23 protein-coding genes are annotated in these 21,372 nt (G+C 67.6%); 20 read left to right on the forward strand and 3 right to left on the reverse strand.

All coding sequences use genetic code 11. The annotated features are described in order from the left end of the window. Positions 1 to 9: 9 nt before the first annotated feature. The gene (locus ULB03_RS16810; protein ID WP_322484279.1) at positions 10 to 1,872 is read right to left on the reverse strand and encodes an ABC transporter ATP-binding protein; all 1,863 of its coding nucleotides are present in this window, start codon (positions 1,870 to 1,872) and stop codon (positions 10 to 12) included. 488 nt (positions 1,873 to 2,360) lie between these two features. Between ULB03_RS16810 and ULB03_RS16815 the strand changes: the two genes are divergently transcribed. Beyond that, positions 2,361 to 3,035 carry a class I SAM-dependent methyltransferase gene (locus tag ULB03_RS16815; protein WP_322484280.1) on the forward strand — a complete coding sequence of 225 codons (675 nt, stop codon included), beginning with the start codon at positions 2,361 to 2,363 and terminating at the stop codon, positions 3,033 to 3,035. 14 nt (positions 3,036 to 3,049) lie between these two features. Here ULB03_RS16815 and ULB03_RS16820 read toward each other — a convergent pair whose 3' ends face one another. Further along, positions 3,050 to 3,766, reverse strand: a complete 717-nt coding sequence (locus tag ULB03_RS16820) for a fumarylacetoacetate hydrolase family protein (RefSeq protein ID WP_322484281.1) — start codon at positions 3,764 to 3,766, stop codon at positions 3,050 to 3,052. A 198-nt stretch (positions 3,767 to 3,964) separates the two neighbouring features. Here ULB03_RS16820 and ULB03_RS16825 point away from each other — a divergent pair, with 198 nt between their 5' ends. From ULB03_RS16825 to ULB03_RS27465, 4 genes are all read left to right on the forward strand, one after another. Then, positions 3,965 to 4,534: a patatin-like phospholipase family protein gene (locus tag ULB03_RS16825; RefSeq protein ID WP_322484282.1), complete on the forward strand. Its 570-nt coding sequence runs from the start codon at positions 3,965 to 3,967 to the stop codon at positions 4,532 to 4,534. Then, a complete protein-coding gene (locus ULB03_RS16830; RefSeq protein ID WP_322484283.1) occupies positions 4,513 to 4,980 on the forward strand; it encodes a patatin-like phospholipase domain-containing protein in 468 nt (155 codons plus the stop codon). Before ULB03_RS16825 ends, ULB03_RS16830 begins: the two co-directional genes overlap by 22 nt. Before the next feature lie 279 nt (positions 4,981 to 5,259). Further along, positions 5,260 to 5,469, forward strand: coding sequence for a cold-shock protein (locus tag ULB03_RS16835; protein WP_040849967.1), 210 nt, complete (start codon positions 5,260 to 5,262; stop codon positions 5,467 to 5,469). A 318-nt stretch (positions 5,470 to 5,787) separates the two neighbouring features. Next, the gene (locus ULB03_RS27465) at positions 5,788 to 6,234 is read left to right on the forward strand and encodes a MarR family winged helix-turn-helix transcriptional regulator (protein WP_416211170.1); all 447 of its coding nucleotides are present in this window, start codon (positions 5,788 to 5,790) and stop codon (positions 6,232 to 6,234) included. Positions 6,235 to 6,304: 70 nt separating this feature from the next. Here ULB03_RS27465 and ULB03_RS27470 read toward each other — a convergent pair whose 3' ends face one another. Next, complete coding sequence (locus ULB03_RS27470; RefSeq protein WP_416211155.1) at positions 6,305 to 6,526, reverse strand: hypothetical protein; 222 nt, start codon at positions 6,524 to 6,526, stop codon at positions 6,305 to 6,307. A gap of 1,098 nt (positions 6,527 to 7,624) precedes the next feature. Here ULB03_RS27470 and ULB03_RS27475 point away from each other — a divergent pair. From ULB03_RS27475 to ULB03_RS16910, 15 genes are all read left to right on the forward strand, one after another. Further along, positions 7,625 to 7,978 carry a hypothetical protein gene (locus tag ULB03_RS27475; protein WP_416211156.1) on the forward strand — a complete coding sequence of 118 codons (354 nt, stop codon included), beginning with the start codon at positions 7,625 to 7,627 and terminating at the stop codon, positions 7,976 to 7,978. Between the two features lie 438 nt (positions 7,979 to 8,416). After that, on the forward strand, positions 8,417 to 9,079 hold the full coding sequence (locus tag ULB03_RS16845; protein WP_322484285.1) for a flagellar hook assembly protein FlgD: 663 nt from the start codon (positions 8,417 to 8,419) through the stop codon (positions 9,077 to 9,079). Positions 9,080 to 9,149: 70 nt separating this feature from the next. Further along, positions 9,150 to 10,421: a flagellar hook protein FlgE gene (gene flgE, locus ULB03_RS16850; protein ID WP_322484286.1), complete on the forward strand. Its 1,272-nt coding sequence runs from the start codon at positions 9,150 to 9,152 to the stop codon at positions 10,419 to 10,421. A 10-nt stretch (positions 10,422 to 10,431) separates the two neighbouring features. Continuing rightward, a complete protein-coding gene (locus tag ULB03_RS16855) occupies positions 10,432 to 10,818 on the forward strand; it encodes a hypothetical protein (protein WP_322484287.1) in 387 nt (128 codons plus the stop codon). Then, complete coding sequence (locus ULB03_RS16860; RefSeq protein WP_322484288.1) at positions 10,815 to 11,339, forward strand: hypothetical protein; 525 nt, start codon at positions 10,815 to 10,817, stop codon at positions 11,337 to 11,339. The genes ULB03_RS16855 and ULB03_RS16860 overlap by 4 nt, the downstream gene beginning before the upstream one ends. 15 nt (positions 11,340 to 11,354) lie before the next feature. After that, positions 11,355 to 13,091, forward strand: coding sequence for a flagellar hook-associated protein FlgK (gene flgK / locus ULB03_RS16865; RefSeq protein ID WP_322484289.1), 1,737 nt, complete (start codon positions 11,355 to 11,357; stop codon positions 13,089 to 13,091). Positions 13,092 to 13,101: 10 nt separating this feature from the next. Further along, the gene (locus tag ULB03_RS16870; protein ID WP_322484290.1) at positions 13,102 to 14,016 is read left to right on the forward strand and encodes a flagellin; all 915 of its coding nucleotides are present in this window, start codon (positions 13,102 to 13,104) and stop codon (positions 14,014 to 14,016) included. A 141-nt stretch (positions 14,017 to 14,157) separates the two neighbouring features. After that, positions 14,158 to 14,985, forward strand: a complete 828-nt coding sequence (locus ULB03_RS16875; RefSeq protein ID WP_322484291.1) for a flagellin — start codon at positions 14,158 to 14,160, stop codon at positions 14,983 to 14,985. 76 nt (positions 14,986 to 15,061) lie between these two features. After that, a complete protein-coding gene (fliD, locus tag ULB03_RS16880) occupies positions 15,062 to 16,771 on the forward strand; it encodes a flagellar filament capping protein FliD (protein WP_322484292.1) in 1,710 nt (569 codons plus the stop codon). A gap of 76 nt (positions 16,772 to 16,847) precedes the next feature. After that, complete coding sequence (locus tag ULB03_RS16885; RefSeq protein WP_322484293.1) at positions 16,848 to 17,228, forward strand: flagellar export chaperone FliS; 381 nt, start codon at positions 16,848 to 16,850, stop codon at positions 17,226 to 17,228. A 220-nt stretch (positions 17,229 to 17,448) separates the two neighbouring features. Continuing rightward, a complete protein-coding gene (locus ULB03_RS16890; RefSeq protein ID WP_322484294.1) occupies positions 17,449 to 18,165 on the forward strand; it encodes a sigma-70 family RNA polymerase sigma factor in 717 nt (238 codons plus the stop codon). Further along, positions 18,155 to 18,574 (forward strand): hypothetical protein, encoded by a 420-nt coding sequence (locus tag ULB03_RS16895; RefSeq protein ID WP_322484295.1) that lies wholly within the window; start codon positions 18,155 to 18,157, stop codon positions 18,572 to 18,574. Before ULB03_RS16890 ends, ULB03_RS16895 begins: the two co-directional genes overlap by 11 nt. Before the next feature lie 406 nt (positions 18,575 to 18,980). Then, the gene (locus ULB03_RS16900) at positions 18,981 to 20,297 is read left to right on the forward strand and encodes a Xaa-Pro dipeptidase (RefSeq protein WP_322484296.1); all 1,317 of its coding nucleotides are present in this window, start codon (positions 18,981 to 18,983) and stop codon (positions 20,295 to 20,297) included. 197 nt (positions 20,298 to 20,494) lie between these two features. After that, positions 20,495 to 20,926 carry a protein tyrosine phosphatase family protein gene (locus ULB03_RS16905; RefSeq protein ID WP_322484297.1) on the forward strand — a complete coding sequence of 144 codons (432 nt, stop codon included), beginning with the start codon at positions 20,495 to 20,497 and terminating at the stop codon, positions 20,924 to 20,926. A 48-nt stretch (positions 20,927 to 20,974) separates the two neighbouring features. Further along, complete coding sequence (locus ULB03_RS16910) at positions 20,975 to 21,283, forward strand: hypothetical protein (RefSeq protein WP_322484298.1); 309 nt, start codon at positions 20,975 to 20,977, stop codon at positions 21,281 to 21,283. The last annotated feature ends 89 nt before the right edge of the window (positions 21,284 to 21,372 follow it).

Here is a 21,372-nt window from a genome sequence, read left to right on the forward strand (position 1 = left end):
GTCCGCGCCTCAGCCCGCCGCCGACAGGGCGCCGGCCGCGGTGGCCGGTGCCGCATCCAGCTCCGCCGGGCCCTCCACCACTGGGCCGTCCATCGCTGGGCCGTGCCCGCCGCCGGCCTGCAAGGCATGGAAGCGGGCATAGGCGCCGTCCAGCGCCAACAGCTCATCATGCGTGCCGGATTCCACCACTCGGCCGCCATCGATGACATAGATGCGGTCGGCATCGATGATGGTGGACAGGCGGTGGGCGATGACCAGGGTGGTGCGGCCCTGCTGCAAGCGGCGCAGGGCGTCCTGCACCAGGCGCTCGGACTCGCTGTCCAGCGCCGAGGTCGCCTCGTCCAGCAGCAGCACCGGGGCGTTCTTCAGCATGGCGCGGGCGATGGCGATGCGCTGGCGCTGACCGCCGGACAGCTTCACGCCGTTCTCGCCCACCGGGGTTTCATAGCCCTGGGGCAGGCCCAGGATGAAGTCGTGCGCCGCCGCCGCCTTGGCCGCCGCCTCGATCTCCTCCGCCGTGGCGCCGACGCGGCCGTAGGCGATGTTGCCACGCACCGTGTCGTCGAACAGGCCCGTCTCCTGGCTGACCAGGCCGATGGCGCTGCGCAGCGAGGCCAGCGTCACGTCGCGCACGTCCTGGCCACCCAGGGTCACGGCGCCGCCGGTGACGTCGTAGAAGCGGGGGATCAGGTTCAGGATGGTGGTCTTGCCCGACCCGCTGGAGCCGACCAGGGCCACGGTCTTGCCCGCCGGCACCTCCAGCGAGACACCGTCCAGGGCCACCGTGCCGTCCTGATAGGCGAAGCGCACGTCCTGGAAACGGATGGCGTGGGAGGCCACGGCCAGTTCGCCAGCGTCGGGCCGGTCCACGATGCGGGGCGGCGTGTCCAGCAGTTCGAACACCCGCTCCGCCGAGGCCAGGCTGACCTGCAACTGGGTCTGCAGCTTGGACAGGCGCTTCAGCGGCTCGAACGCCAGCAGGAAGGCGCCGGTGAAGCTGGTCAGCGTGCCGGCCGTGGCATGGCCGGCGGCCGCCTCCAGCCCGCCATAGATGATGACGCCGACGAAGATGACGCCGCTCAACACCTCATTGATGGGAATGAGGGAGGAGGAGACGCGGAACGACTTGTTGGTCAGCTTGCGCAAATCGTCGGCGATGCCGGCCACGCGCCGCATCTCATACTCTTCCATGCCATAGGCCTTCACATGGCGGGCGCCCTGGAAGGTCTGGGTCAGGATGCTGGCGAAGGTGCCCAGGGCCGCCTGGGTGCGCCCCGCCACCCGGCGCAGCCGGCCGGTCATGCGGCTGAGCATCAGGGTGGTGAAGGGCACCACGGTCAGCGAGATGGTGGCCAGCAGCCAATCCTGCTGGAACATCACGCCCACCAGGAAGATGAGCGTCAGCACGCTTTGGCCGTAGTTGGTCAGCACCTCCGCCGTGCCCTGGCGCACCTGGTTCACGTCGTTCACCAGGCTGGACACCAGCTGGCCCGACGGCAGGGAGTGCAAATAGGCCAGGTCAGCCTGGATCAGGTGGTTGTAGAGCTGCTTCTGCAACGCCGCCACCAGCCGCTGGCCCACGTTGTTCATCAGCACGGCCGAGAAATAGCCCGAGAAGCCACGCACCACGAAGGTGGCGAAGACGATGATGGCGAAGGTGCGCAGGTAGCCGGGGTTCTTGCCGCTCAGCACCTCATCGATCAGGGGCACCAGCTTCTGCGCCAGCACGGCGGAGCTGCCGGCGTTGACGGCGATGAGGATGCTGGCCAGCAGCACCATGCCGATATAGGGCCGCAGGTAACTGCCGGCCAGGCGCCTCACCAGCGGCAGGGTGGCGGTGTGCTGCGGCTTCTGCTTAGGCTTCTTGGACAAGGGACCGGCGAACCTCGGACTGCGGCGGACACCCGCCAAGATAAGGACGGGCCATGCTTAACACGAAGGCGCTCCCCCAGCCAGAACCGGGCTGCCCGGCGTGGCCAGGCCCTCGATATTACTGGGCGCGGGGGCGGCGGACCTGTCGCCGGTTGATGATCTTTTAGATGTTAAACTCTTGGATTGCGTCGATCTGACACGTCCATTTGCCCCGGACATTTATGCACTGACCAAGCCTTTTGGGATAGGCTCCTGCCCGAGCCCGTATCCGAGCGACAGAGACCACGACCAGGGCCCCGCCCCAGCCCCGGGGCGCCGGGCACATTTTCTGGCGCCGGTTCGACCATCAAAATTCCGCCGACACCCAGAGTCCGCCCGCCCGGCGGCGCGGCGGACGCATGCGAAAAAGATGGAGCCCCATGTCGATTGCACCGGAAGCGAGCCCCCAGCCCTCCCCGGCCCGAAACCTGGCCCGGCTATGGCGGTCCATGCGCTTCATGTCGCCCGCGGACGTGCCCCTGTTCCTCCAGAGCGCGCGCACCGACAAGGCGATCAGCCGTCTACGAACCACGGTCGGGGAGCGCGGCGCTTTCGAAGCGGTCTATGTCGAGGCCAGGGACCCTTGGGCCTCCGCCGACAGCCGCTATCGCTACCAGGCCTGGAAATACGAACGCATCGTCGCTTGCCTTCCCGCGGGCCAGCGCTTCGCCCACGCCCTGGACCTGGGCTGCGGGTTGGGTTTGCTGAGCCAGCACCTGGCCAAACGCGCCGATCAGGTGCTGGGAATCGACATCGCCCAGGCCGCGGTTGAGCGCGCGTCCGCACGGTTCGGCGGCCCGGCGGTCCGCTTCCGTCAGGGCGACGTGCTGGACCTCGACCCCGCGCTTGACGGCAGCTTCGACCTCATCACCATCGCCGACACACTCTATTACCTGCCGCCGCCCATCGGGAACGATCTGCTGAAACAGGTGGCGCTTCGCATGGCGCGGCTGCTCAAGCCTGGCGGTCTGTGCCTGGTGGCCAACCACTACTTCTTTTCGGGCGATCCTGAATCACGGCTGTCGCGGCGTATCCATGACGCGTTCGCCTGGTCCCCCACCTTTACGGTAGTGAGCCAGGCGCGGCGTCCCTTCTACCTGGTCACCATCCTGCGCCGGACCTGACGCGGGGCCTCCCCTCACCCCCGCTCGGTGATGCGCAGCGACAGGTCGGGCAGGCCGTCGACATGGGCGGTGATGACGTCACCCGGCACAACGGGGCCCACATTCTCCGGCGTGCCGGTATAGATCAGGTCGCCCGGCAGCAGGGCGAAGGCGCGGGACAGGTTGGCGATCTGCTCCGCCACCGACCAGATCATCTGGTCCAGGGTGGAGGACTGCTTGATCTCGCCGTTCACCGCCAGGGTGATGGCGCCCCCCGCCGGGTGGCCGACCAGGCCCACCCGATGCAACGGGCCGATGGGGGCGCTGCGGTCGAAGGCCTTGCCGATCTCCCACGGCTTCTTGATGTCGCCCATGGCGCGTTGCAGGTCGCGGCGGGTCATGTCCAGGCCGACGGCATAGCCCAGGACATGGTCCAGCGCCCGGTCCGCCGGAATGTCGCGGCCGCCGACGCCGATGGCCGCCACCAGCTCCACCTCATAGTGATAGTTGCTGGTCAGGGTGGGATAGGGATGATCGGCCACGGTGCCCGGCATCACCACCTGCACGGCGTCCGCCGGCTTCTGGAAAAAGAAGGGCGGCTCGCGGGTGGGGTCGGAGCCCATTTCGCGCGCATGCGCCGCATAGTTGCGTCCAATGCAATAGATGCGGTGCACGGGGAAGACGGCATCCTCACCCACCACCGGCACCACGGGCCGCGGGACGGGGAACAAAAGCGGGGACGTGCCGGTCATGACGGGGCTTTCCAGGCTGGAGTCAGGGGCCGCCACCATAGCAAACCGAACCGCCGGCGCCAGCCCGCGACCCTGATGTCACCGCCGGCCGGCCCCACCCGCGCCACTTTCACCGCTTATCAGAAGCCGGTACTGTGCCTTCCGGCCGCACCACCTACATCAGTGCCAGCCGCCCCCCCTTTGGAGTGTTCGACCGCCATGCCCGACCGCCATGCCGACCGCCATCCCCCCCGCCCCACGCTCGGCCTGGCGCTGGGGGGCGGGGTCGCCCGGGGATGGGCCCATATCGGCGTGCTGCAGGCCCTGGCCCAGCACGGCATCAAGCCGGACGTGGTGGCCGGCTGTTCCATCGGCGCGCTGGTGGGTGGGGTCTATCTGGGCAATCACCTGGAAACGCTGGAGCAGTGGGCGCGCAACCTGACCAAGATGCGCATCCTGGGCCTGCTGGACCTGCGGCTGCGCAGCGGCGGCGGCCTGATCGGCGGCGAAAAGCTGCTGACCGAGTTGAACCAGCACCTGGGCGAGTCCACCTTTGACGACCTGGCCAGCCCGTTCATCACCGTGGCCACCGACCTGGCGACGGGCAAGGAGGTGTGGCTGCGTCGCGGGTCGGTGGTGGAGGCGATGCGCGCCTCCTACGCCATGCCGGGCATCTTCCCCCCTCCCATGTGGATGGCCGCTGGCTGGTGGACGGCGCCCTGGTCGACCCTGTGCCCGTGGCCGCCTGCCGCGCCATGGGGGCCGCCATGGTGGTGGCGGTGGACCTGAACGCCGACATCATCGGCCGCACCCGCAGCCGCCACGATGCCGAGGCCGGCGCCGCCGCCCCGCCCGACGCGGCCCCCGCGACCGAGGACATGGAAGCGCTGGCCGATGAGGCGCCGGGCACGCCGCAGAAACACAATTTCGAATTCCTGTCGACCTTCCTGCAGGCCCGCCGCACGCGGCCACAACCGCCCAAGTACGAGGGGCCCAGCATGTTCGGCGTCATGGCCACCTCGCTGGGCATCGCGCTGGACCGCATCACCCGGTCCCGCCTGGCGGGCGAGCCGCCGGACATCCACCTGAAGCCCCGCCTGGGCCATATCGGCCTGCTGGAGTTCGACCGGGCGGACGAGGCCATCGCCGAAGGCAGGGCCGTGGTGGAACGGGCCCTGCCGGAATTGCGCGAGGCGTTGCGCGTCTTCGGCATCGGCACGCGGGTGGCGCCCTAGTATCGGATGACGCGCGGGCGGCCTATGCCTTTAGGCCGAAAGGCCGTCCCGGTAATATGTATCCACCATACTTCGTTACCCATCAGGACAAGCATTCGAGCACTTTAAGTATTGTTCGGATTTTCTTGCTTGTCCTGGAGCGCCTTGGGTTTCATGACTATGGTGTCGAATTTGTCGCGGAGCCCTGCCCGGTCCACCGGTTCGCTCCCGTCATGTTTGACGCCGCCCCGTCGGGGGCGGACGACATCGGACCGGGAACTACCCCCTCAAGGAGACACCATGTCTATCGGCACCGTTAAGTGGTTCAACAGCACCAAGGGTTACGGCTTCATTCAGCCGGAGGACGGCACCGCCGACGTCTTCGTGCACATCAGCGCCGTCGAGCAGGCGGGTCTGCGCTCCCTGAACGAAGGCCAGAAGGTCAGCTTCGACCTGCAGCACGACCCCCGCAAGGGCAAGTCGGCCGCCGGCAACCTGCGGACGCTGTAATACGGACGTCGAACCACGTTTGTCCTGATTGAAACGGGCGGCCGCCTGCAACGGCCGCCCGTTTCTATTTTAACTTATCCATTGGGGTAGGACGCAGCGCTATTGATCCTGGTCAATGCTGGGGTGGGTCGGACGCATCATGGTGGGGGCCTGAAAACAGTTATGTGGGGGTTCCATTCCATGCCCGACGCCCTTGCCCATTTCCGCGCCGAAGATGCCATCGCCTTGTGCGTCATCGACGTGGCCAACGCCCTGGTGCGCCATAGCGAGCCCCTGCTGGAAGAGGCCGGACTGACCGCGCCGCAGTGGACCGTTCTGATGAACGTCGCGGGCGACCGCAACTTCAACGATGGCCCGTCCCAGCCGGCCAACGATCCCCATGCCGACGCCTACGCCGGTGCCGACCTGGGTATCGGCCGCCAGGGCTGCATCTTCTCGTCCGAGATCGCCGCCGCCCGCGGCCTGTCCCGCCCGCACATCAGCGCCACGGTGACCGAGCTGCTGCGCAAGGGCCTGATCCGGCAGGAGGACGATCCCAGCGACCGCCGCCGCAAGCTCCTGTCCGCCACGCCCGAGGGCCTGGCCGTGCTGCGCCGGCTGCAGCCCCTGCGCCAAGCCGTGAACGACCTGCTGCTGGCCGACCTGGACAGCCACCAGCGCCGTACCCTGCTGGAAGCGCTGCGCATCATCCGCGACCGGTCGCGCCGTGCGGAACACATCCGCCCCTACGCCGAGCGTCCGCACGCCCTGCGTCACGCCTCCTGAGGCGTTATCCACGAAGCGCGCCCCCGCCGATGGCCGGGGCGCGCTTTGTGCTGTCCGGCAACGGGCCGTCCTACGGCGTGGGGCGTGGCCCCAGGCCGCGCGCGATCTGCCCCGCCATGTCACGGATGACATCCCGGCCGTCGCGGGCACCCGCGCGGAAGACGCGCATGGACGGGAACCAGGGCCGGCAGGCCGTGCCCAGGCAAGTGACATCCAATTCCCCGGCCAGCCGCCACACCGGCACGCCCAGCGCGCCCGCCAGTTCCCCCGTCGCCGTCGGCACGGTGACCACCAGATCCAGCGCGGACAGCAGGGCCGCCAGCCCTTCCAGGTCATGGCGCTGGTCCAGATCGGGAAAGTGATGGGGGGCCTGGGTCCCCAGGGCCGCGCGCTCCCCCCTGTGTCCACGTACATCAAGGTCACCACCGTCACCCCCGGCAAGGCCAGCAGGGGCGTCCAGTCCGCCAAATCGGGCTGCCGCCCCGCGCGGCTTTCAACATCCAGGCCGCTGCGCCAGCATAAGCCGACCTTCAGGGTGACGGGGCCGCCCTCGTCCAGCGCCGCCAGGCGCCGCCGCCAGCCCGCCACCACATCCGGCAGGGCCCGCAAATATCCCCCGCCCTCAACCGGCGCCACCGCCCCGAATTCCGCCAAGCGGCCTCGCAGCAGGGCGGGCAGCGACCCCGCCGCGACCTGGGCGACCGCCGCGCCCTCCGCCAGGGCGGGCGCCTCCGCCACCGGCGTCTGGGCCACCACCTGGGCATCGGGGAAGGCCCGGCCGAACAGGCCCGTCAGGCGGGGATCGCAGCGCACCACCGCCGATCCGGCGGCGGCGATGGCGGCGCCATAGCAACTGGCGAACATCAGTTCGTCGCCCAGGCCCTGTTCGCGCCAGATCAGCAGCGGGCCGTCCAGGCGCTGCCCCCGCCAAGGCGGCAGGCCGGCCGGCGGGCGGAAACGCTGCGGGTCGGCGGTCCTGCGCGCCTCATAGCCGGCCCAGCCGGCGGCCAGGGCGCCGCGCGCCAAATCCAGGTTGGCACGCCCGAAGACCAGGCGGGCGTCCTGGGGGTGGGCCGCGACACCGGCGGCCCAGGCGTCGGCGGCGGCCGCGACATCGCCCAGCGCCTGCAAGGCCGCGGCCTGGGTATAGAGCGCCTCCGCCTGCGTGCCGTCGCCGGCCAGGGCCCGTCGGCTGGCGGACAGCGCGCCGTGGAAGTCACCCCGCGCCATGAGGATGGAGGCCAGGTTGACATGCGCGTTGACCAGGTCGGGGGCCAGGTCCAGGGCGACGCGGACCTCGTCCTCCGCCTCCCCCAGCCGGTCGAGCCGGCGCAGAACCGCCGCCAGGTTGCTGCGGCACAGCGCGTCCGTCGGCGACAGGCGCACAGCCATGCGCAGCACCGGCTCCGCCTGGGGGACGCGCCCCAACCGGCGCAACGCGACACCCCACAGGGTGAACAGGCCCAGGGTCGTCGCCTCGGCCACGCCGGCGGTGCCCGCCGCCAAGGCCAGCACGGGCTCCGCCTCCGCCGGCCGGTCCAGGGCCAGCAGCGCGCGGCCGGCCAAGGCCAGCCAGGACGGGGTGCGCAGTCCCGCCGCCAGCACCGGGCGGCACAACATCCAGGCCGCGTCCGCCCGGCCGGCCGCCAGCAGGGACGCGGCCGCGGCCTGCGACGGATCTTCTCCCAATTCCGGCCCCAGTTCCGGCGTCTGGTCATACGGCTGCGTCGCGTTCATGGGATAGCGCCCTTTCATCGATACCTTCCTCACGCGCGGCGGCGGACAAGCCGTCGCGCGTGAGGGCGCCCCTGCGCGGGTGGGCAAAATCTGCCGGCCAGGGCCGGTGTGGTGGGAGGCCATCAACCCAGCGTTTCCGCCATTTTTGCGAACGTCACCAACCGCCGGCCAGGCTCAACTAGGAAGAAACTGCCTATCGGCAATACTGGACCAGTAAAAAATTGCCTATCTGAATACTGCTGATCTCGTTTCCAGAGAACAGCGCCGACCATCGAAAGCATATAAGCCGGCCGACGACTTCATGGCCCGGAACTTTTTTTTGGAAACGTCAAAAAAAGTGCGCCCGCTTCTGTAAGGGCCGGCGTTGAACCGATCGAAAGCCAATTCCGGCTAGGGGTCCCGTTCCCGGATCCCTGACACCGCCGGATGATGCAGGGGTCGGATCATGACGTCAGTGACCAGCACCAGTTCCAGCAGCACCACGAGCACGGGCACCACCGCGTCCTCGACGTCCTCCGGCACGCTGGGCGACTTCAACAGCATGCTGACGCTGCTGCTGAAGGAACTGCAGACCCAGGACCCCACCAGCCCCATGGACACCAGCACCTTCACCACTCAACTGGTGCAGATGTCCAGCCTGGAGGCGCAGGAAGCCACCAACACCTATCTGGACGGCATCAGCAGCTCGCTCAGCAGCTTCACCAGCAGCTATCCGGCCTACAACTACCTGGGCCAGACGGTGTCGACCGACAGCGACAAGGCGCCCCTGCAGGACGGCTCCGCGATCTGGAGCTACACCCTGCCGACCGAGGCGGACAGCGTCAGCTACACGGTCAGCGACAGCAGCGGCAACGTCGTCTACTCCGGCAGCGGCAGCACCAGCGCCGGCACCAACTACATCACCTGGAAGGGCACCGAGACGGATGGCGCCACCGCCACCTCGGGCACCTACACCCTGTCCATCACCGCGACCACCGACAGCGCCGCCAGCAGCGTCAGCGCCTATGGCGTCGGCAAGGTCACAGGCGTCGACACCTCCACCGGCACGGCCCAGCTGTCCCTGGGCTCTTATGAGATCAGCATGGACGACGTGACGTCAATCCTTTGATCCAAAACACGTTTATCGAGGTGGCGGCCACATCGGCAACCGCCGTTTCTGATCCCAAGGAACCACGGCCATGAGCATCTTCAGCGCCCTGAACACCGCCACCTCGGCCTTGTACGCCCAGTCCAAGGCGTTCACCTCGATCTCCAGCAACATCTCAAACTCGTCCACCACCGGCTACAAGGCGACCGACACCTCGTTCACCGCCCTGCTGACGGACAGCCAGAGCAGCTCCGCCGACTATGGTGGCGTCATCGCCAGCACGACCCAGTCGGTCAGCAGCCAGGGCGACATCACCTCCACCGACGTCACCACCAACCTGGCGCTGGATGGCGACGGCATGTTCGTGGTGAACGACGGCAGCAGCAGCCAGTCCTACTACACCCGCGACGGCAGCTTCAGCGAAGACAACAGCGGCAACCTGGTGAACACCGAGGGGTATTACCTGGAGGGCTGGGCGACCGACGACAGCGGCAACATCCTGGCCACCAACCGCAGCGACACCGCCAGCCTGGAGAAGATCAACCTCGACAACATCTCGGGCTCGCCCAAGGCCACGACCAAGGTGACCAGCAGCCTGAACCTGCCGTCCGACGCCACGGTGGGCAGCAGCTACACCACCGATACGGAGGTGTACGACAGCCTGGGCAACAGCAGCACGGTCACCATGACCTGGACCAAGACCGGCACCAACACCTGGGAACTGGACGCGTCCAATCCCGTGTCGGCCACCGACGGGTCCACCGTCACCGGTACCAGCAGCGGCACGCCCGTCAGCCTGGTGTTCAACAGCGACGGCTCGCTGGCCTCGCCCACCAGCAACATCCAGCTGAGCATCACGGGCTGGAGCAGCGGCGCCACCGACAGCTCCATCACCCTGGATTACGGCGAGAACGGCGGCAGCGGCTCCATCACCCAGTATGCCAGCGGGTCGACCACCCCCAGCGTCACCACCACCGGCACCCCCAAGCAGGACGGCTACGCTAAGGGCACGCTGAACAGCGTGGACATCAACACCGATGGCAGCGTCGTCGCCAACTTCGACAACGGCCAGTCCAAGACGGTCTACAAGATCCCGGTGGCCACCTTCGCCAACGCCGACGGCCTGACCGCCGTATCCGGCCAGACATACGCCCAGTCCACCGCCTCTGGCGCCTATTCCCTTAAGGAGGCGGGCAGCGACGGGGCCGGCACCATCGAGTCCAAGTCGCTGGAAAGCTCCAACGTCGACACTTCGGACGAACTGAGCCGCATGATCTACGCCCAGCAGGCCTACTCGGCGGCGGCCAAGGTCGTGTCCACGGCGCAGGACATGATGGACACCCTGTTGCAGGCCAAGCGGTGAGGACCCGGCCATGAACCACCTCGCCCTGCTCGCCGCCCAATCCATCACCCCGCCCGTGGCATCCGTCGCCCCCGCCACCGCGCCCTCGGCCCCCACCCCCATCGGTCCCGCCTTCGACGCCAACCGCCTGGAGCGCCTGCTGCGCGAGGGCAAGCGGCTGAACGCCGCCGTGCGGTCGGCGCTGACCCCCGGCGTGCGGGTGGGCGGGCATATCCGCCACGCCGCCCAGTTGGCCCTGATCGACGACCTGACGCGCTATCAGGAGCGGCTGGAGCAGGCGCTGGCCGACCTGCGGCCCCTGGTGGAGGCGCAGCAGCAGCGGGCGCGGGCCCTGACCCTGTATTCGCGGGCGCTCAACAACGCCTACCTGCCCTCTTACCGCCGGGGTACGCGATGACCAGCCTCTTTTCCCGCCTGTTCGGCGCGCCGGCCCCCGAACCCACCATCGCCGTAGCGCCGGCGCCCCAGCCGGAGGCCGTGACGCTGCCCGCACCGCCCCCGGGGGGCACCCAGTTCCCGGTGGCGCTGATCGAGGCCTTCGCCGCCTTCCAGGCCGCGGCGAGCCTGCCGGAGGCCAGCCTGGACCGGCGGCGCGCCATGTACACCGCGCTGAAGCACCTGCGCGAGGCCGAAGCCGTGGCCCGCGTCACCCTGTCCCGCGCCGCCCAGGGCGGCGCGCAGGGCCGTGCCGCCACCGGCCAGCACTGGGCGCCCCAGTTGCAGGGCCTGATGACCGAGATGGCGGCGTTGCAGACCGGCATGGCGGCGGAACTGAAGGGCCGTCGCTCCCGGCTGCAGGGCCTGCTGCACGTGACGCGGGAACGGGCGCAGGACGTGCGCGGCTATTACCCTGCGCGGGGCCGCCAGATCCGCCTGGACAGCCATCAGGCCCGCCACTGCGTGCAGCTGACCGCCTGAGGAAGGGCCCCCGCCATGTCGCTCCGCACCGCTGGTTCCATCGCCCAGTCCGCCCTGACGGCCACGCAGACGGCCATCACCGTCACCAGCGCCAACACGGCCAATGCCAGCACCGACGGCTATACCAAGAAGACGGCCAACCAGACGGCCGTCACCGTCAACGGCCAGGCGTCCGGGGTCAGCGTCAGCAGCGTCACGCGGGATGTGGACCAGTACCTGCTGCGCCAGGTGGTGTCCTCCACCTCGGCCAACAGCCAGGCCAGCGTGATCAGCAGCTACATGAGCGATGTGGATACCGCCTACGGCACGGTATCGGGCAGCACCTCCATCGCCGACGTCATCGACACAGTGACCAGCGACCTGTCCACCCTGGCCTCGGGCAACGGCACCGACACGGACAAGGCGTCCACCGTGACCGCGCTGGAAACCATGGCCAGCACCCTCAGCGAGGCCTCCAGCACGGTGCAGGGCCTGCGGGCCCAGGCGGACAGCGACATCGCCAGCGACGTGGATTCCGCCAACACCGCCATCACCACCATCGCCAGCCTGAACAAGCAGATCGTCGCCGCCAAGGCCGCCGGCCAGTCCACCGCCGATCTGGAGGACCAGCGCGACAGCCAGTTGAAGACCCTGTCCAGCTATCTGGGCGTCAGCTACACGGTGGACGATACCGGCGCCATGCAGGTGTCCACCTCCTCCGGCCAGGTGCTGGTGGGCAGCACGGCCCACACGCTGAGCTACACCGCCGCCGGCAGCGTCGACGCCAGCACCACCTACCCCACGGGCTTCAGCGCGCTGAGCGTGGATGGCACCGACATCACCGGCAGCGTCAAGTCCGGGGCCATCGGCGGGCTGATCACCCTGCGCGACGACACGCTGGTGGACCAGCAGACCCGCCTGGACAACCTGGCCAGCACCCTCATCACCACGGTCAACACCGTGTCCAACCAGGGCACCAGCTATCCGGCCGCGACCTCGCTGACCGGCACGGCGACGGTCAGCGCCAGCGACAGCCTGTCGGCCACCGGCACGCTGCGCCTGGTGGCGGTGGACAGCAACGACGACGCGGCGGCGGTGCTGAATGTCGACCTCAGCGGCGTGTCCACCGTGCAGGACCTGGTGGACACCATCAACGCCAGCGGCAACTTCACCGCCAGCATCACCAGCGACGGCCACCTGACCATCGCCGCCGCCGACAGCAGCGACGGCATCGCCGTGAACGAGATGGACAGCAGCGTCGGCACCGGCAAAGAGGGCGCCTCGCTCTATTTCGGGCTGAACGACGTGCTGACCGGCACCGGCGCCAGCGACATCGCGGTCAAAGCGAGCCTGTCGGCCGACAGCTCGCTGCTGCCCACCGGTACCCTGTCGGACAGCAGCAGCCTGGCCGTGGGCGACAGCGCCATCACCTCGGGCGACGTCAGCACCATCACCGCGCTGGAGGACGCCTTCACCGGCACGCAGAGCTTCAGCAGCGCCGGCGGCCTGGCCAAGGCAACGACCACCCTGTCGGGCTATGCCTCCACCATCATCAGCAGTGCGGCCACCGCCGCGTCCGCCGCCAGCACCAAGGCCGACACCGCCAGTTCCACCCTGGATGACGCGACCACGGCGCTCAGCTCCCAGTCCGGGGTCAGCCTGGATGAGGAGACGGCCATGGTCTCGACCCTGGAGCAGGCTTACCAGGCGGCCGCCAAGATCATGTCGACGCTGCAGGAAATGTTCACCGCCACCATCGAGATGATCAACTGAGGGGCCTCTGATGAACCGGATATCGACCGCCGGCGCGCACAACGCCCTTGTCCAGTACATGCTGAAGAACGAATCCGCGCTGAACAGCGCGGAGGTGCAGGAATTGACCAGCGCCAAGTCCACCACCTATGCCGGCCTGTCCACCGCCGGGGGCAACGTCAAGCTGCTGGTGAACCTGGAAAGCGAGGTCAGCTATTCCAGCACCCTGATCACCAACGCCGACAACGCCGTCACCAAGATCGACGCCATCTCCTCCGACATCACCAGCATGTCCAGCATCGCCACCAGCCTGAAGACGGCCATCAGCGAGGCCATGTCCACCGACCAGACCAGCCGGTCGACCTATCAGGAAGAGGCGTCGGGCTGGCTGAAGGACGTGGCGTCCATCCTGAACGACACCTATGGCGGCCAGTACCTGTTCGGCGGCAGCGACACCAACCACGCGCCAGTGTCGGTGGACAGCACGAGCTATCCCGCCCAGACATCGTCCAGCAGCGCCGACACCAGCTATTACAGCGGCAACGACACCCTGGCCACGGTACGCCTGTCATCCACCCAGAGCGTCAGCTACGGCGTCACCGCCGACGACCCGTCCATCGAGAAGCTGATGCGGGCCTTGAGCATTGTCAGCAACACCAACCCGCTGGACGACACGACCCTCAACACGGCGCTGGACCTGGTGAACAGCGCATCCGATGGATTGAGCGACATCAGCCAAACATTGTCGGACACATCGTCCAGAATACAGAAAGCATCGAGCCACCTGTCCGATATAAATTCCTTCGCCACCACCCAGAGTAGCGACTTGAAAAGTGTTGATCTGGCGGAGGTGTCAACAACAGTGACAACGCTACAGACCTCATTAGAGGCGACGATGCAGGCTATTGCCGCGTCACAGAAAATGAGTCTGGCGAACTACATGTGACGCCTCGGAACTTTTCGCAAAATAGCGAAAAAAAGTGCGCCCGCTTTCATCTGACCTGCCGTTGAACCGTGTGAGGGGAAGTATGGCCCGGCCGCAAAAGGCGGTCGCCCCACGTACCTCTCGCCAACCACATGGAGGTCCATGATGCCTGTCGTCACCACCAACACAGCGGCGAACTCCGCCCTGCGTTACTTGAACATCAACTCCGAGGCGGAATTGTCCTCGGTTTCCAAGATCGCGTCCGGGTCCCGTATCACCAAGGCATCGGACGATGCCGCCGGCCTGGCCGTCGGCACCAAGATCGAGTCCGACGTCACCATGCTGAACCAGGCGTCGACCAACGCCTCGAACGGCCAGTCCATTCTGCAGGCGGCGGACGGCGGCATGGCCCGCATCTCCGACATCCTGCAGCGCATGGAATCGCTGGCCACCGAATCCGTCTCGGGCACCGTGACGGACACGGAACGCGGCTACATCGATGCCGAATACCAGCAGCTGACGGACGAAGTGGACAGCATCTCCACGGGCACCCGCTTCAACAGCCAGAGCCTGCTGGACGGCACCGGCTCCTGGTCCTCGGGCGTCACCTTCCTGGTGGGCACGGCGACCACGGATACCATCACCATCACCCTGACGACGGTGGACAGCAGCTCGCTGGGCCTGACCGGCTCCGGCGTGGCGACCTCCAGCGCCGCCACCTCGGCCATCACCACCATCAAGTCGGCCATCAGCGCGCTGTCCACGGCCCGCGCCAAGGTCGGTGCCCAGATCTCCCGCTTCGAATACCAGGGCGAGATGATCTCCACCTCCATCGAGAACCAGGAAGCGGCGCAGTCCGCCATCATGGACGTCGACGTGGCGTCGGAACAGACCAAGCTGTCCAACGAGGACACCTTGGTCCAGGCCGGCATCAACGCCCTGGCCAAGGCCAACCAGCTGCCGTCCGAACTGCTGAAGCTGCTGCAGTAAGGCGAGCGACGGGGGCGTCTGGCGACAGGCGCCCCCGGTTCGCGGAAAAGGAGAAGGTTAGGCCAGGGGATCAATCATGGCGGTGTCCACCATTTCCGGCAGCACGTCGAGCACATCGACGGCCAGCACATCCTCCTCGGCCTCGTCCGTCACGGGGCTGGATTATTCCGCCCTGGTCGCGTCGGCGGTGGCCTCGAAGGAGGCCAGGGCCGACACCATCGACAGCGAAATCTCGGACAATGAGTCCAAGATCTCGGCCTATGAGGATTTCCAGGGGCTGCTGAACACGCTGGCGACGGCGGCGGAGGCCCTGTCCAACCCGGTGGACAGTTCCAGCACCAACCTGTTTTCCGAGCGCACGGCCTTTCTGTCGGGCGGCAGCTCCACCGTTTCCGCCAGCGACATGCTGGGCGTGTCGGTGGACGACGGCACCGCCACCGGCACCCACACCATCGTCATCAAGCAGTTGGCGACGGCGGAAAAGCTGGGCAGCAGCACCCAGTCCAACCAGACCGGCGCCCTGAACCTGTCCGGCACCTTCACCTTGGGCCTGGCCGACGGTTCCACCGCGACCATCAGCGTCGCCAGCACCGACAGCCTGAAAGACGTCGCCGCGGCCATCAACAAGCAGAGCGACAGCACCAACATCTCCGCCAGCATCATCCAGGTGTCGGACAGCGCCTATGAACTGGTGCTGACGGCCACCGACACCGGCAAGGCCATCGAGTTCAGCAATGACAGCAGCGGCATCCTGACCTCGCTGGGCGTCACCAACAGCGACGGCAGCTATGCCGACGAACTGACGGCCGCCCAAGGATCGGAGATCGAGGTCGACGGCATCGACATCCAGCGCTCTAGCAACGTCATCAGCGACGTGCTGTCCGGGGTGACGCTGGACCTTTATTCCAGCGACTACGACAGCAGCACCGGCACCGGCTCCACCATCACCATGGAGCTGACGGCCAACCTCAGCGCCATCAAGAGCGGCATTTCCACGTTCGTCACGGCCTACAACGCCGTCCGCAACTTCATCTCCACCCAGCAGGCCACGGGCACCGACGGTGGCCCGGCCAGTTCCGCGGTGCTGTTCGCCGACAGCCAGGTGCGGTCCATCTCCACCGCTCTGCAGAACGCGCTGAACCTGACCGACGGCACCTATTCCATCTCCTCCCTGGGGCTTTCCTTCAACAGCGACAACACCTTGGCCATCGACAGCACCACGCTGGACAGCGCGCTCAGTGACAATCTCGACGATCTCGAGACTCTCCTGGGCTTCAACTACTCAACCTCCTCGACCGAGCTGTCGATGCTGCGGTCCCCCGACAGCACCGACAGCCTGAACTTCAACCTGGACATCACCATGAACGCCGACGGCAGCATCGCGTCCGCGGGCGTGGGTGGCGACACGTCGCTGTTCACCATCAGCGGCACCCGCATCATCGGCAAGGATGGCACGGCATATGCAGGCATGACGCTGGTCTATCTAGGGTCCCAGAGCGAAACGGTCAGCGTCAGCACCAGCAGCGGCCTGGCCGACCTGATCTACAACACGTCCGATACTGCGGGGGACAAGGACACCGGCACCTTACAGAACCTCATCGACAACCTGACGGACTACGACACAACCCTGACCAGCAACGCGGCCGACATCCGCAGCCAGGCGGAAGCCTATGGCACCCAGTTGGCGACCTACTACGCCCAACTGGAGGCGCAAGCGCAGACGGCGGCCACCTTGCTGAAGACCCTGAAGGCGTATTCCGACGCCAGCAACAGCAGCAGCAGTTGACGCCCGGCGATCCCGCCGGCGTCGGCCGGAGGGGCACCGGACATTCCCTTCCTCCAGAGAGTTGAAAAGAGCGGCCATGAACCACACCGCGTACCAGCGCGCCTCCAGCGCCTACGGATCGGCCAAGCAGACCCTGCCCCCGCACAAGCTGGTGGAGGCGCTGCAAGACCGGGCGCTGCAGCTGTGCACCGCCGCAGAGCGCCACGCCGCGGACGGCCAGTTCGACCAGTTCCACGCCGACATCGTGCATGCCATCCGCATCTACACCGGCCTGCAGGTCGTCATGGCCAACCAGGTGGGCGGCCCCAGCGGCAAGGCTCTGAGCCAGCTCTATGGCGCCTTCATCATGGCGCTGGGCCGTGCGGCCGGTGGACGCGACGTGCCCAACCGGGTGCGTCGCATCCAGGAGCGGCTGGCGCTGCACCGTCGGCTGTGGGCGCGTCCGCCCCGGACTTGAGGGAAATGAACGGCGACATGCGGTCACAGGCGCAGTTTCAGGAACAGGTAACGGCTTCTGTACCGTTTAATACACATCGTTCGGAGAACCACGCGGGGTGGGGTTTCCGGATGACGCCCGAGCGGGTTGGGGACCGTTCTGGGGCGAGCGTGTCGATTTCATGAGAATCCAGGGCGACGGCAGCGCCCTCGGAGGGGCCAAGAAACAGATGGCGGTGATTATGACGAGTTCCCCTTACTCGCACGGCATCCCCGCCGGGGCGACCCTGGACGTCGGGGCACGGGACACCGGCGGCCTGACCGCCGGCGGCGGGGCCGGCCTGAGCGTGCTGACGCCGGTGCTGACCCCCATCCTGGAAGGCGCCGACCTGGCCAACGCCACGGACGAGATGCTGATGGCCCTGCTGAAAACGGGGAACGTCGACGCCTATCGCCTGCTGATCCGCCGCTATTTCCGCCGCCTGTACGCCGTGGCCCGACGCATCCTGCCCAACGACAGCGACGCGGAAGACGTGGTGCAGGACGCCTTCCTGCAGGTATGGAACCATCGGGAAACCTGGCAGCCCATCAGCGCCAAGTTCACCACCTGGATCCACCGCATCGTCATCAACCGCTGCATCGATTACCGCCGCCGCCCGGCGGAAAATACATTGGAACTGACCGAAGACATCATGGACGACAGTCAAAGCTTTGACGAAATCGTCCTGGAAAAGGAATTGGCCACAGTTCTGCGCACAGCCCGGCAACGACTTCCGGCTAGTCAGCAGGTGGCGCTGGCCCTATATTACGACCAATCGATGTCCGCGGCCGAAGTGGCGGCGGCCATGAACACTACCGTCGTGGCGGCGGAGGCCCTGTTGAAGCGCGCGCGCCAGCGCCTTCGCTCCGCTTTCCGCAAGACCGCGATACGGCCGCGGGATGCTTTTGATGACGCCTGAGGAACTCGACGACCTGCTGTGCCAGTATGGGGCGCAGCTGCGCGCATGGCCGGTCGAGCAGCAGCGGGCTGTCGTGGCACTCCTGTTATCTTCCGCCGAGGCGCGGGGCCGTGTGCGCGAGATGCGCCGCCTGGAACACTTGGTCGCCCAGGACGGGCCGGCGGTCGAACCGCCGCCCGGCATGATGGAGCGGGTGGAGCGCAGGCTGGTCGCCGCCGCCCTGAAGGATTGGACACCCCCACCAGGCACCGCGCCCGATCCGGTGCCCGCCCGGCCGCCGGCCATTTTTTTTAAGCCGGTTCCGGCATCACCCGCCCAGCCGGAATCGTCCGCCGCCGCCAACAGCGACACGGAGCCGGCCCCGTCCGCCCGAGGGCGGCGGAAAGTCCCCGAACCCCATCGCGACTGACATCCCCGGCGCCCCGGTGGCCCATCCGCCCGGCCCTCTCGCCACTGGCCGGTCGGTGGATGCCTCCGTCGCGCCCGGGGACTGCCTGGATGGCACCCGGACGGATATGAAACCCCAGTTTGGGAGAAGGAGAGGAAGCCCGCGCCTTTGCGCCGGGCTTTGACAGGGGCGGCCGTTTTTCGATCGCCACACCCCTTTCACGCGCGGACGGCGCCAACCTGTCGCCGCTTCCTGACATTTTTTTAATGTCATGACAGAATTTTAATCTTGGCCGAAATGGGGGGCGCGGAAGGCGTGGGGCCGTCTGACTGTCACCCCGATTGTCACGTTGACGCCACGGGGGCGGAACGGCACCTTTCCCCGCAACGAATATCCAAAATCCAAACTGACAGGGGTTCTCCGCATCATGTCCAACCGCACGACCGTACCCAAGCCCGCCCGGCGCCTCATGGCCGGCCTGGGCGCCCTGGCCCTGGGCCTGCTGGCCGCCGCCGGCGCCGCCCGGGCGGAGGCGGTGCTGGTGACGGCGGACCACATGGTGGACGTGCTGTTGGGCAAGGTGGTGGACCGGCCGGCCGTGCTGATCGTCGATGGCCGCATCGCGGCGGTGGGCACGCAGGGGGCGGTGACGGCCCCGGCCGACGCGCGCACGGTGGCGCTGCCCGGCCTGACCCTGCTGCCCGGCCTGATCGACATGCACACCCACCTGACCATCCAGCCCACCTGGAATGGGTATGAGTCGTTGGGCGTGAGCACCGCCGACAAGGCCATCGCCGGCGTGGCCAACGCCAGGCTGACGCTGATGGCCGGGTTCACCGCCGTGCGCAACGTGGGCGCCGACGCCTTCACCGACGTGGCCCTGCGCAACGCCATCGACAGCGGCCTGGTGCCCGGCCCGCGCATGAAGGTCTCCGGCCCCCTGCTGGGCGCCACCGGCGGCCATTGCGACGAGAACCTGCTGCCCGCCGACTATGGCCGCGTGGGCGAGGGGGTGGCCGACGGCCCCTGGGCCATGGTGCAGAAGGTGCGCTGGGTCAAGAAGTTCGGCGCCGACCTGGTGAAGGTCTGCGCCACCGGCGGCGTGCTGTCCAAGGGCGACAGCCCCGGCGCCCAGCAACTGACGCAGGAGGAACTGGACGCCATCGCCAAGGAGGCCCACGCCCTGGGCATGAGGGTGGCCGCCCATGCCCACGGGACCGAGGGCATCAAGGCCTCCATTCGCGCCGGCATCGACACCATCGAGCACGCCAGCCTGATCGATGACGAGGGCATCGAGATGGCCAAGAAGCGCGGCACCTGGCTGGGCATGGACATCTACGATGACGACTACATCCTGGCGGAGGGCGCCAAGGCCGGCATGCTGCCCGAAAGCCTGGAGAAGGAGCGCAAGATCGGCCGCGTCCAGCGCGAGAACTTCGCCAAGGCGGTCAAGGCCGGCGTCAAGATGATCTTCAGCACCGACGCCGGCGTCTATCCCCATGGCGACAACGGCAAGCAGTTCGCCAAGATGGTGCAGTGGGGCATGACGCCGCTGGAGGCCATCCGCACCGCCACCCGCAACGCGGCGGAGGCCATGGGCACATCGCAGGACATCGGCGCCGTGGCCGTGGGCCGCTATGGCGACCTGGTGGCGGTGCAGGGCGACCCGCTGGCCGACGTGACCCTGCTGGAACACATTCCCGTCGTCATCAAGGGCGGCGAGGTGGTGAAGGACCAGCGCTAACGCGCTGAGTCTTCCAGTTTCCTCAGGCGGCGGGCGCGGGCATCCGCCCGCTTGCCTCACGGGCCTGGCAGGCCTTGCGCAACCCGCGAAACCCGCGCCGGCCTGTGAAAGATGTAACGCACGCTGGAACCGGGCGGGGGAATGGGGGTAGCTTCACCCCCGACCTTTCCGCCCGTTCCATGACCGGAGCCCGCCCCATGCTGATTCCCCGTCCCCTGACCGACAACCTCAGCGTCGCCCCGCAGATCGAGGAGGCGGACATCGCCCAGGCCAAGGCGCTGGGCTTCCGCACCATCATCAACAACCGCCCCGATGGGGAAGAGCCGGGGCAGCTCACCTCCACCCGCGCCGCCGAACTGGCGCAGGAGGCCGGCCTGGACTACGTCTACCTGCCGGTCAACAACATGAACCTGGGCCCGCAGACGGCCGCCGCCTTCGCCGAGGCTCTGGCCAAGCTGCCGGGCCCGGTGCTGGCCCACTGCCGGTCGGGCACGCGCAGCACCATCCTGTGGTCGCTGGGCGCCGCGTCCAACGGCACCCCGGTGAACGAGATCATCGCGGCCGCCGGCCGCCAGGGCTATGACCTGAGCCCCTATGCCCACGCCCTGGAAAACCTGGCCCGCGGCTGAGCGTGATTCCATCCGCCGACTATCGTCAACATTGATCAACCTATCGACATGACCCGCCGCATCACCCTGGCCCTGGCCGCCCTGCTGGCCGCCGCCCCCGTCATCGCCACCGCCCTGCCGGCGGCGGCGCAAGGCCCCGCCTGCACCCGCCCCGACCGCCCCAAGCTGCCCCCCGGCAAGAAGACCAAGGGGCCGGAGATGGAGGCGGCGGAAAAGAAGGTGGCCGACTACACCACCAAGATGACCGCCTACCTGAAGTGCCTGGACAAGGCCAAGACCGACGCCATGACCGAGCACAAGGGCGTGATCGAGGAATGGAATGGCGTCATCGACGCCTACAAGAAGAACCCGGGCTAACGAGCCGGCACCGCGTATGCCCTAGATTGTTCTCTTTGACCGAACGGTACGACACCAAAACAGCATTGGATGGATTGGTCGTTCTCCGT

This window comes from Nitrospirillum goiasense (assembly GCF_034427435.1).
Classification (GTDB): domain Bacteria; phylum Pseudomonadota; class Alphaproteobacteria; order Azospirillales; family Azospirillaceae; genus Nitrospirillum.

Coding starts and splice junctions, on each gene's coding strand:
- ULB03_RS16885 (WP_322484293.1), top strand. CDS start 16,848: ATGAACCACACCGCGTACCAGCGCGCCTCCAGCGCCTACGGATCGGCC.
- ULB03_RS16870 (WP_322484290.1), top strand. CDS start 13,102: ATGAACCGGATATCGACCGCCGGCGCGCACAACGCCCTTGTCCAGTAC.
- ULB03_RS27475 (WP_416211156.1), top strand. CDS start 7,625: ATGCGCAGCACCGGCTCCGCCTGGGGGACGCGCCCCAACCGGCGCAAC.
- ULB03_RS16860 (WP_322484288.1), top strand. CDS start 10,815: ATGACCAGCCTCTTTTCCCGCCTGTTCGGCGCGCCGGCCCCCGAACCC.
- ULB03_RS16890 (WP_322484294.1), top strand. CDS start 17,449: ATGACGAGTTCCCCTTACTCGCACGGCATCCCCGCCGGGGCGACCCTG.
- ULB03_RS16835 (WP_040849967.1), top strand. CDS start 5,260: ATGTCTATCGGCACCGTTAAGTGGTTCAACAGCACCAAGGGTTACGGC.
- ULB03_RS16895 (WP_322484295.1), top strand. CDS start 18,155: ATGACGCCTGAGGAACTCGACGACCTGCTGTGCCAGTATGGGGCGCAG.
- ULB03_RS16825 (WP_322484282.1), top strand. CDS start 3,965: ATGCCCGACCGCCATGCCGACCGCCATCCCCCCCGCCCCACGCTCGGC.
- ULB03_RS16830 (WP_322484283.1), top strand. CDS start 4,513: ATGGTGGTGGCGGTGGACCTGAACGCCGACATCATCGGCCGCACCCGC.
- flgK (WP_322484289.1), top strand. CDS start 11,355: ATGTCGCTCCGCACCGCTGGTTCCATCGCCCAGTCCGCCCTGACGGCC.
- ULB03_RS16855 (WP_322484287.1), top strand. CDS start 10,432: ATGAACCACCTCGCCCTGCTCGCCGCCCAATCCATCACCCCGCCCGTG.
- ULB03_RS16900 (WP_322484296.1), top strand. CDS start 18,981: ATGTCCAACCGCACGACCGTACCCAAGCCCGCCCGGCGCCTCATGGCC.
- ULB03_RS27465 (WP_416211170.1), top strand. CDS start 5,788: ATGAACGTCGCGGGCGACCGCAACTTCAACGATGGCCCGTCCCAGCCG.
- ULB03_RS16905 (WP_322484297.1), top strand. CDS start 20,495: ATGCTGATTCCCCGTCCCCTGACCGACAACCTCAGCGTCGCCCCGCAG.
- ULB03_RS16845 (WP_322484285.1), top strand. CDS start 8,417: ATGACGTCAGTGACCAGCACCAGTTCCAGCAGCACCACGAGCACGGGC.
- ULB03_RS16815 (WP_322484280.1), top strand. CDS start 2,361: ATGCGCTTCATGTCGCCCGCGGACGTGCCCCTGTTCCTCCAGAGCGCG.
- flgE (WP_322484286.1), top strand. CDS start 9,150: ATGAGCATCTTCAGCGCCCTGAACACCGCCACCTCGGCCTTGTACGCC.
- ULB03_RS16820 (WP_322484281.1), bottom strand. CDS start 3,766: ATGACCGGCACGTCCCCGCTTTTGTTCCCCGTCCCGCGGCCCGTGGTG.
- fliD (WP_322484292.1), top strand. CDS start 15,062: ATGGCGGTGTCCACCATTTCCGGCAGCACGTCGAGCACATCGACGGCC.
- ULB03_RS16910 (WP_322484298.1), top strand. CDS start 20,975: ATGACCCGCCGCATCACCCTGGCCCTGGCCGCCCTGCTGGCCGCCGCC.
- ULB03_RS16875 (WP_322484291.1), top strand. CDS start 14,158: ATGATGCCTGTCGTCACCACCAACACAGCGGCGAACTCCGCCCTGCGT.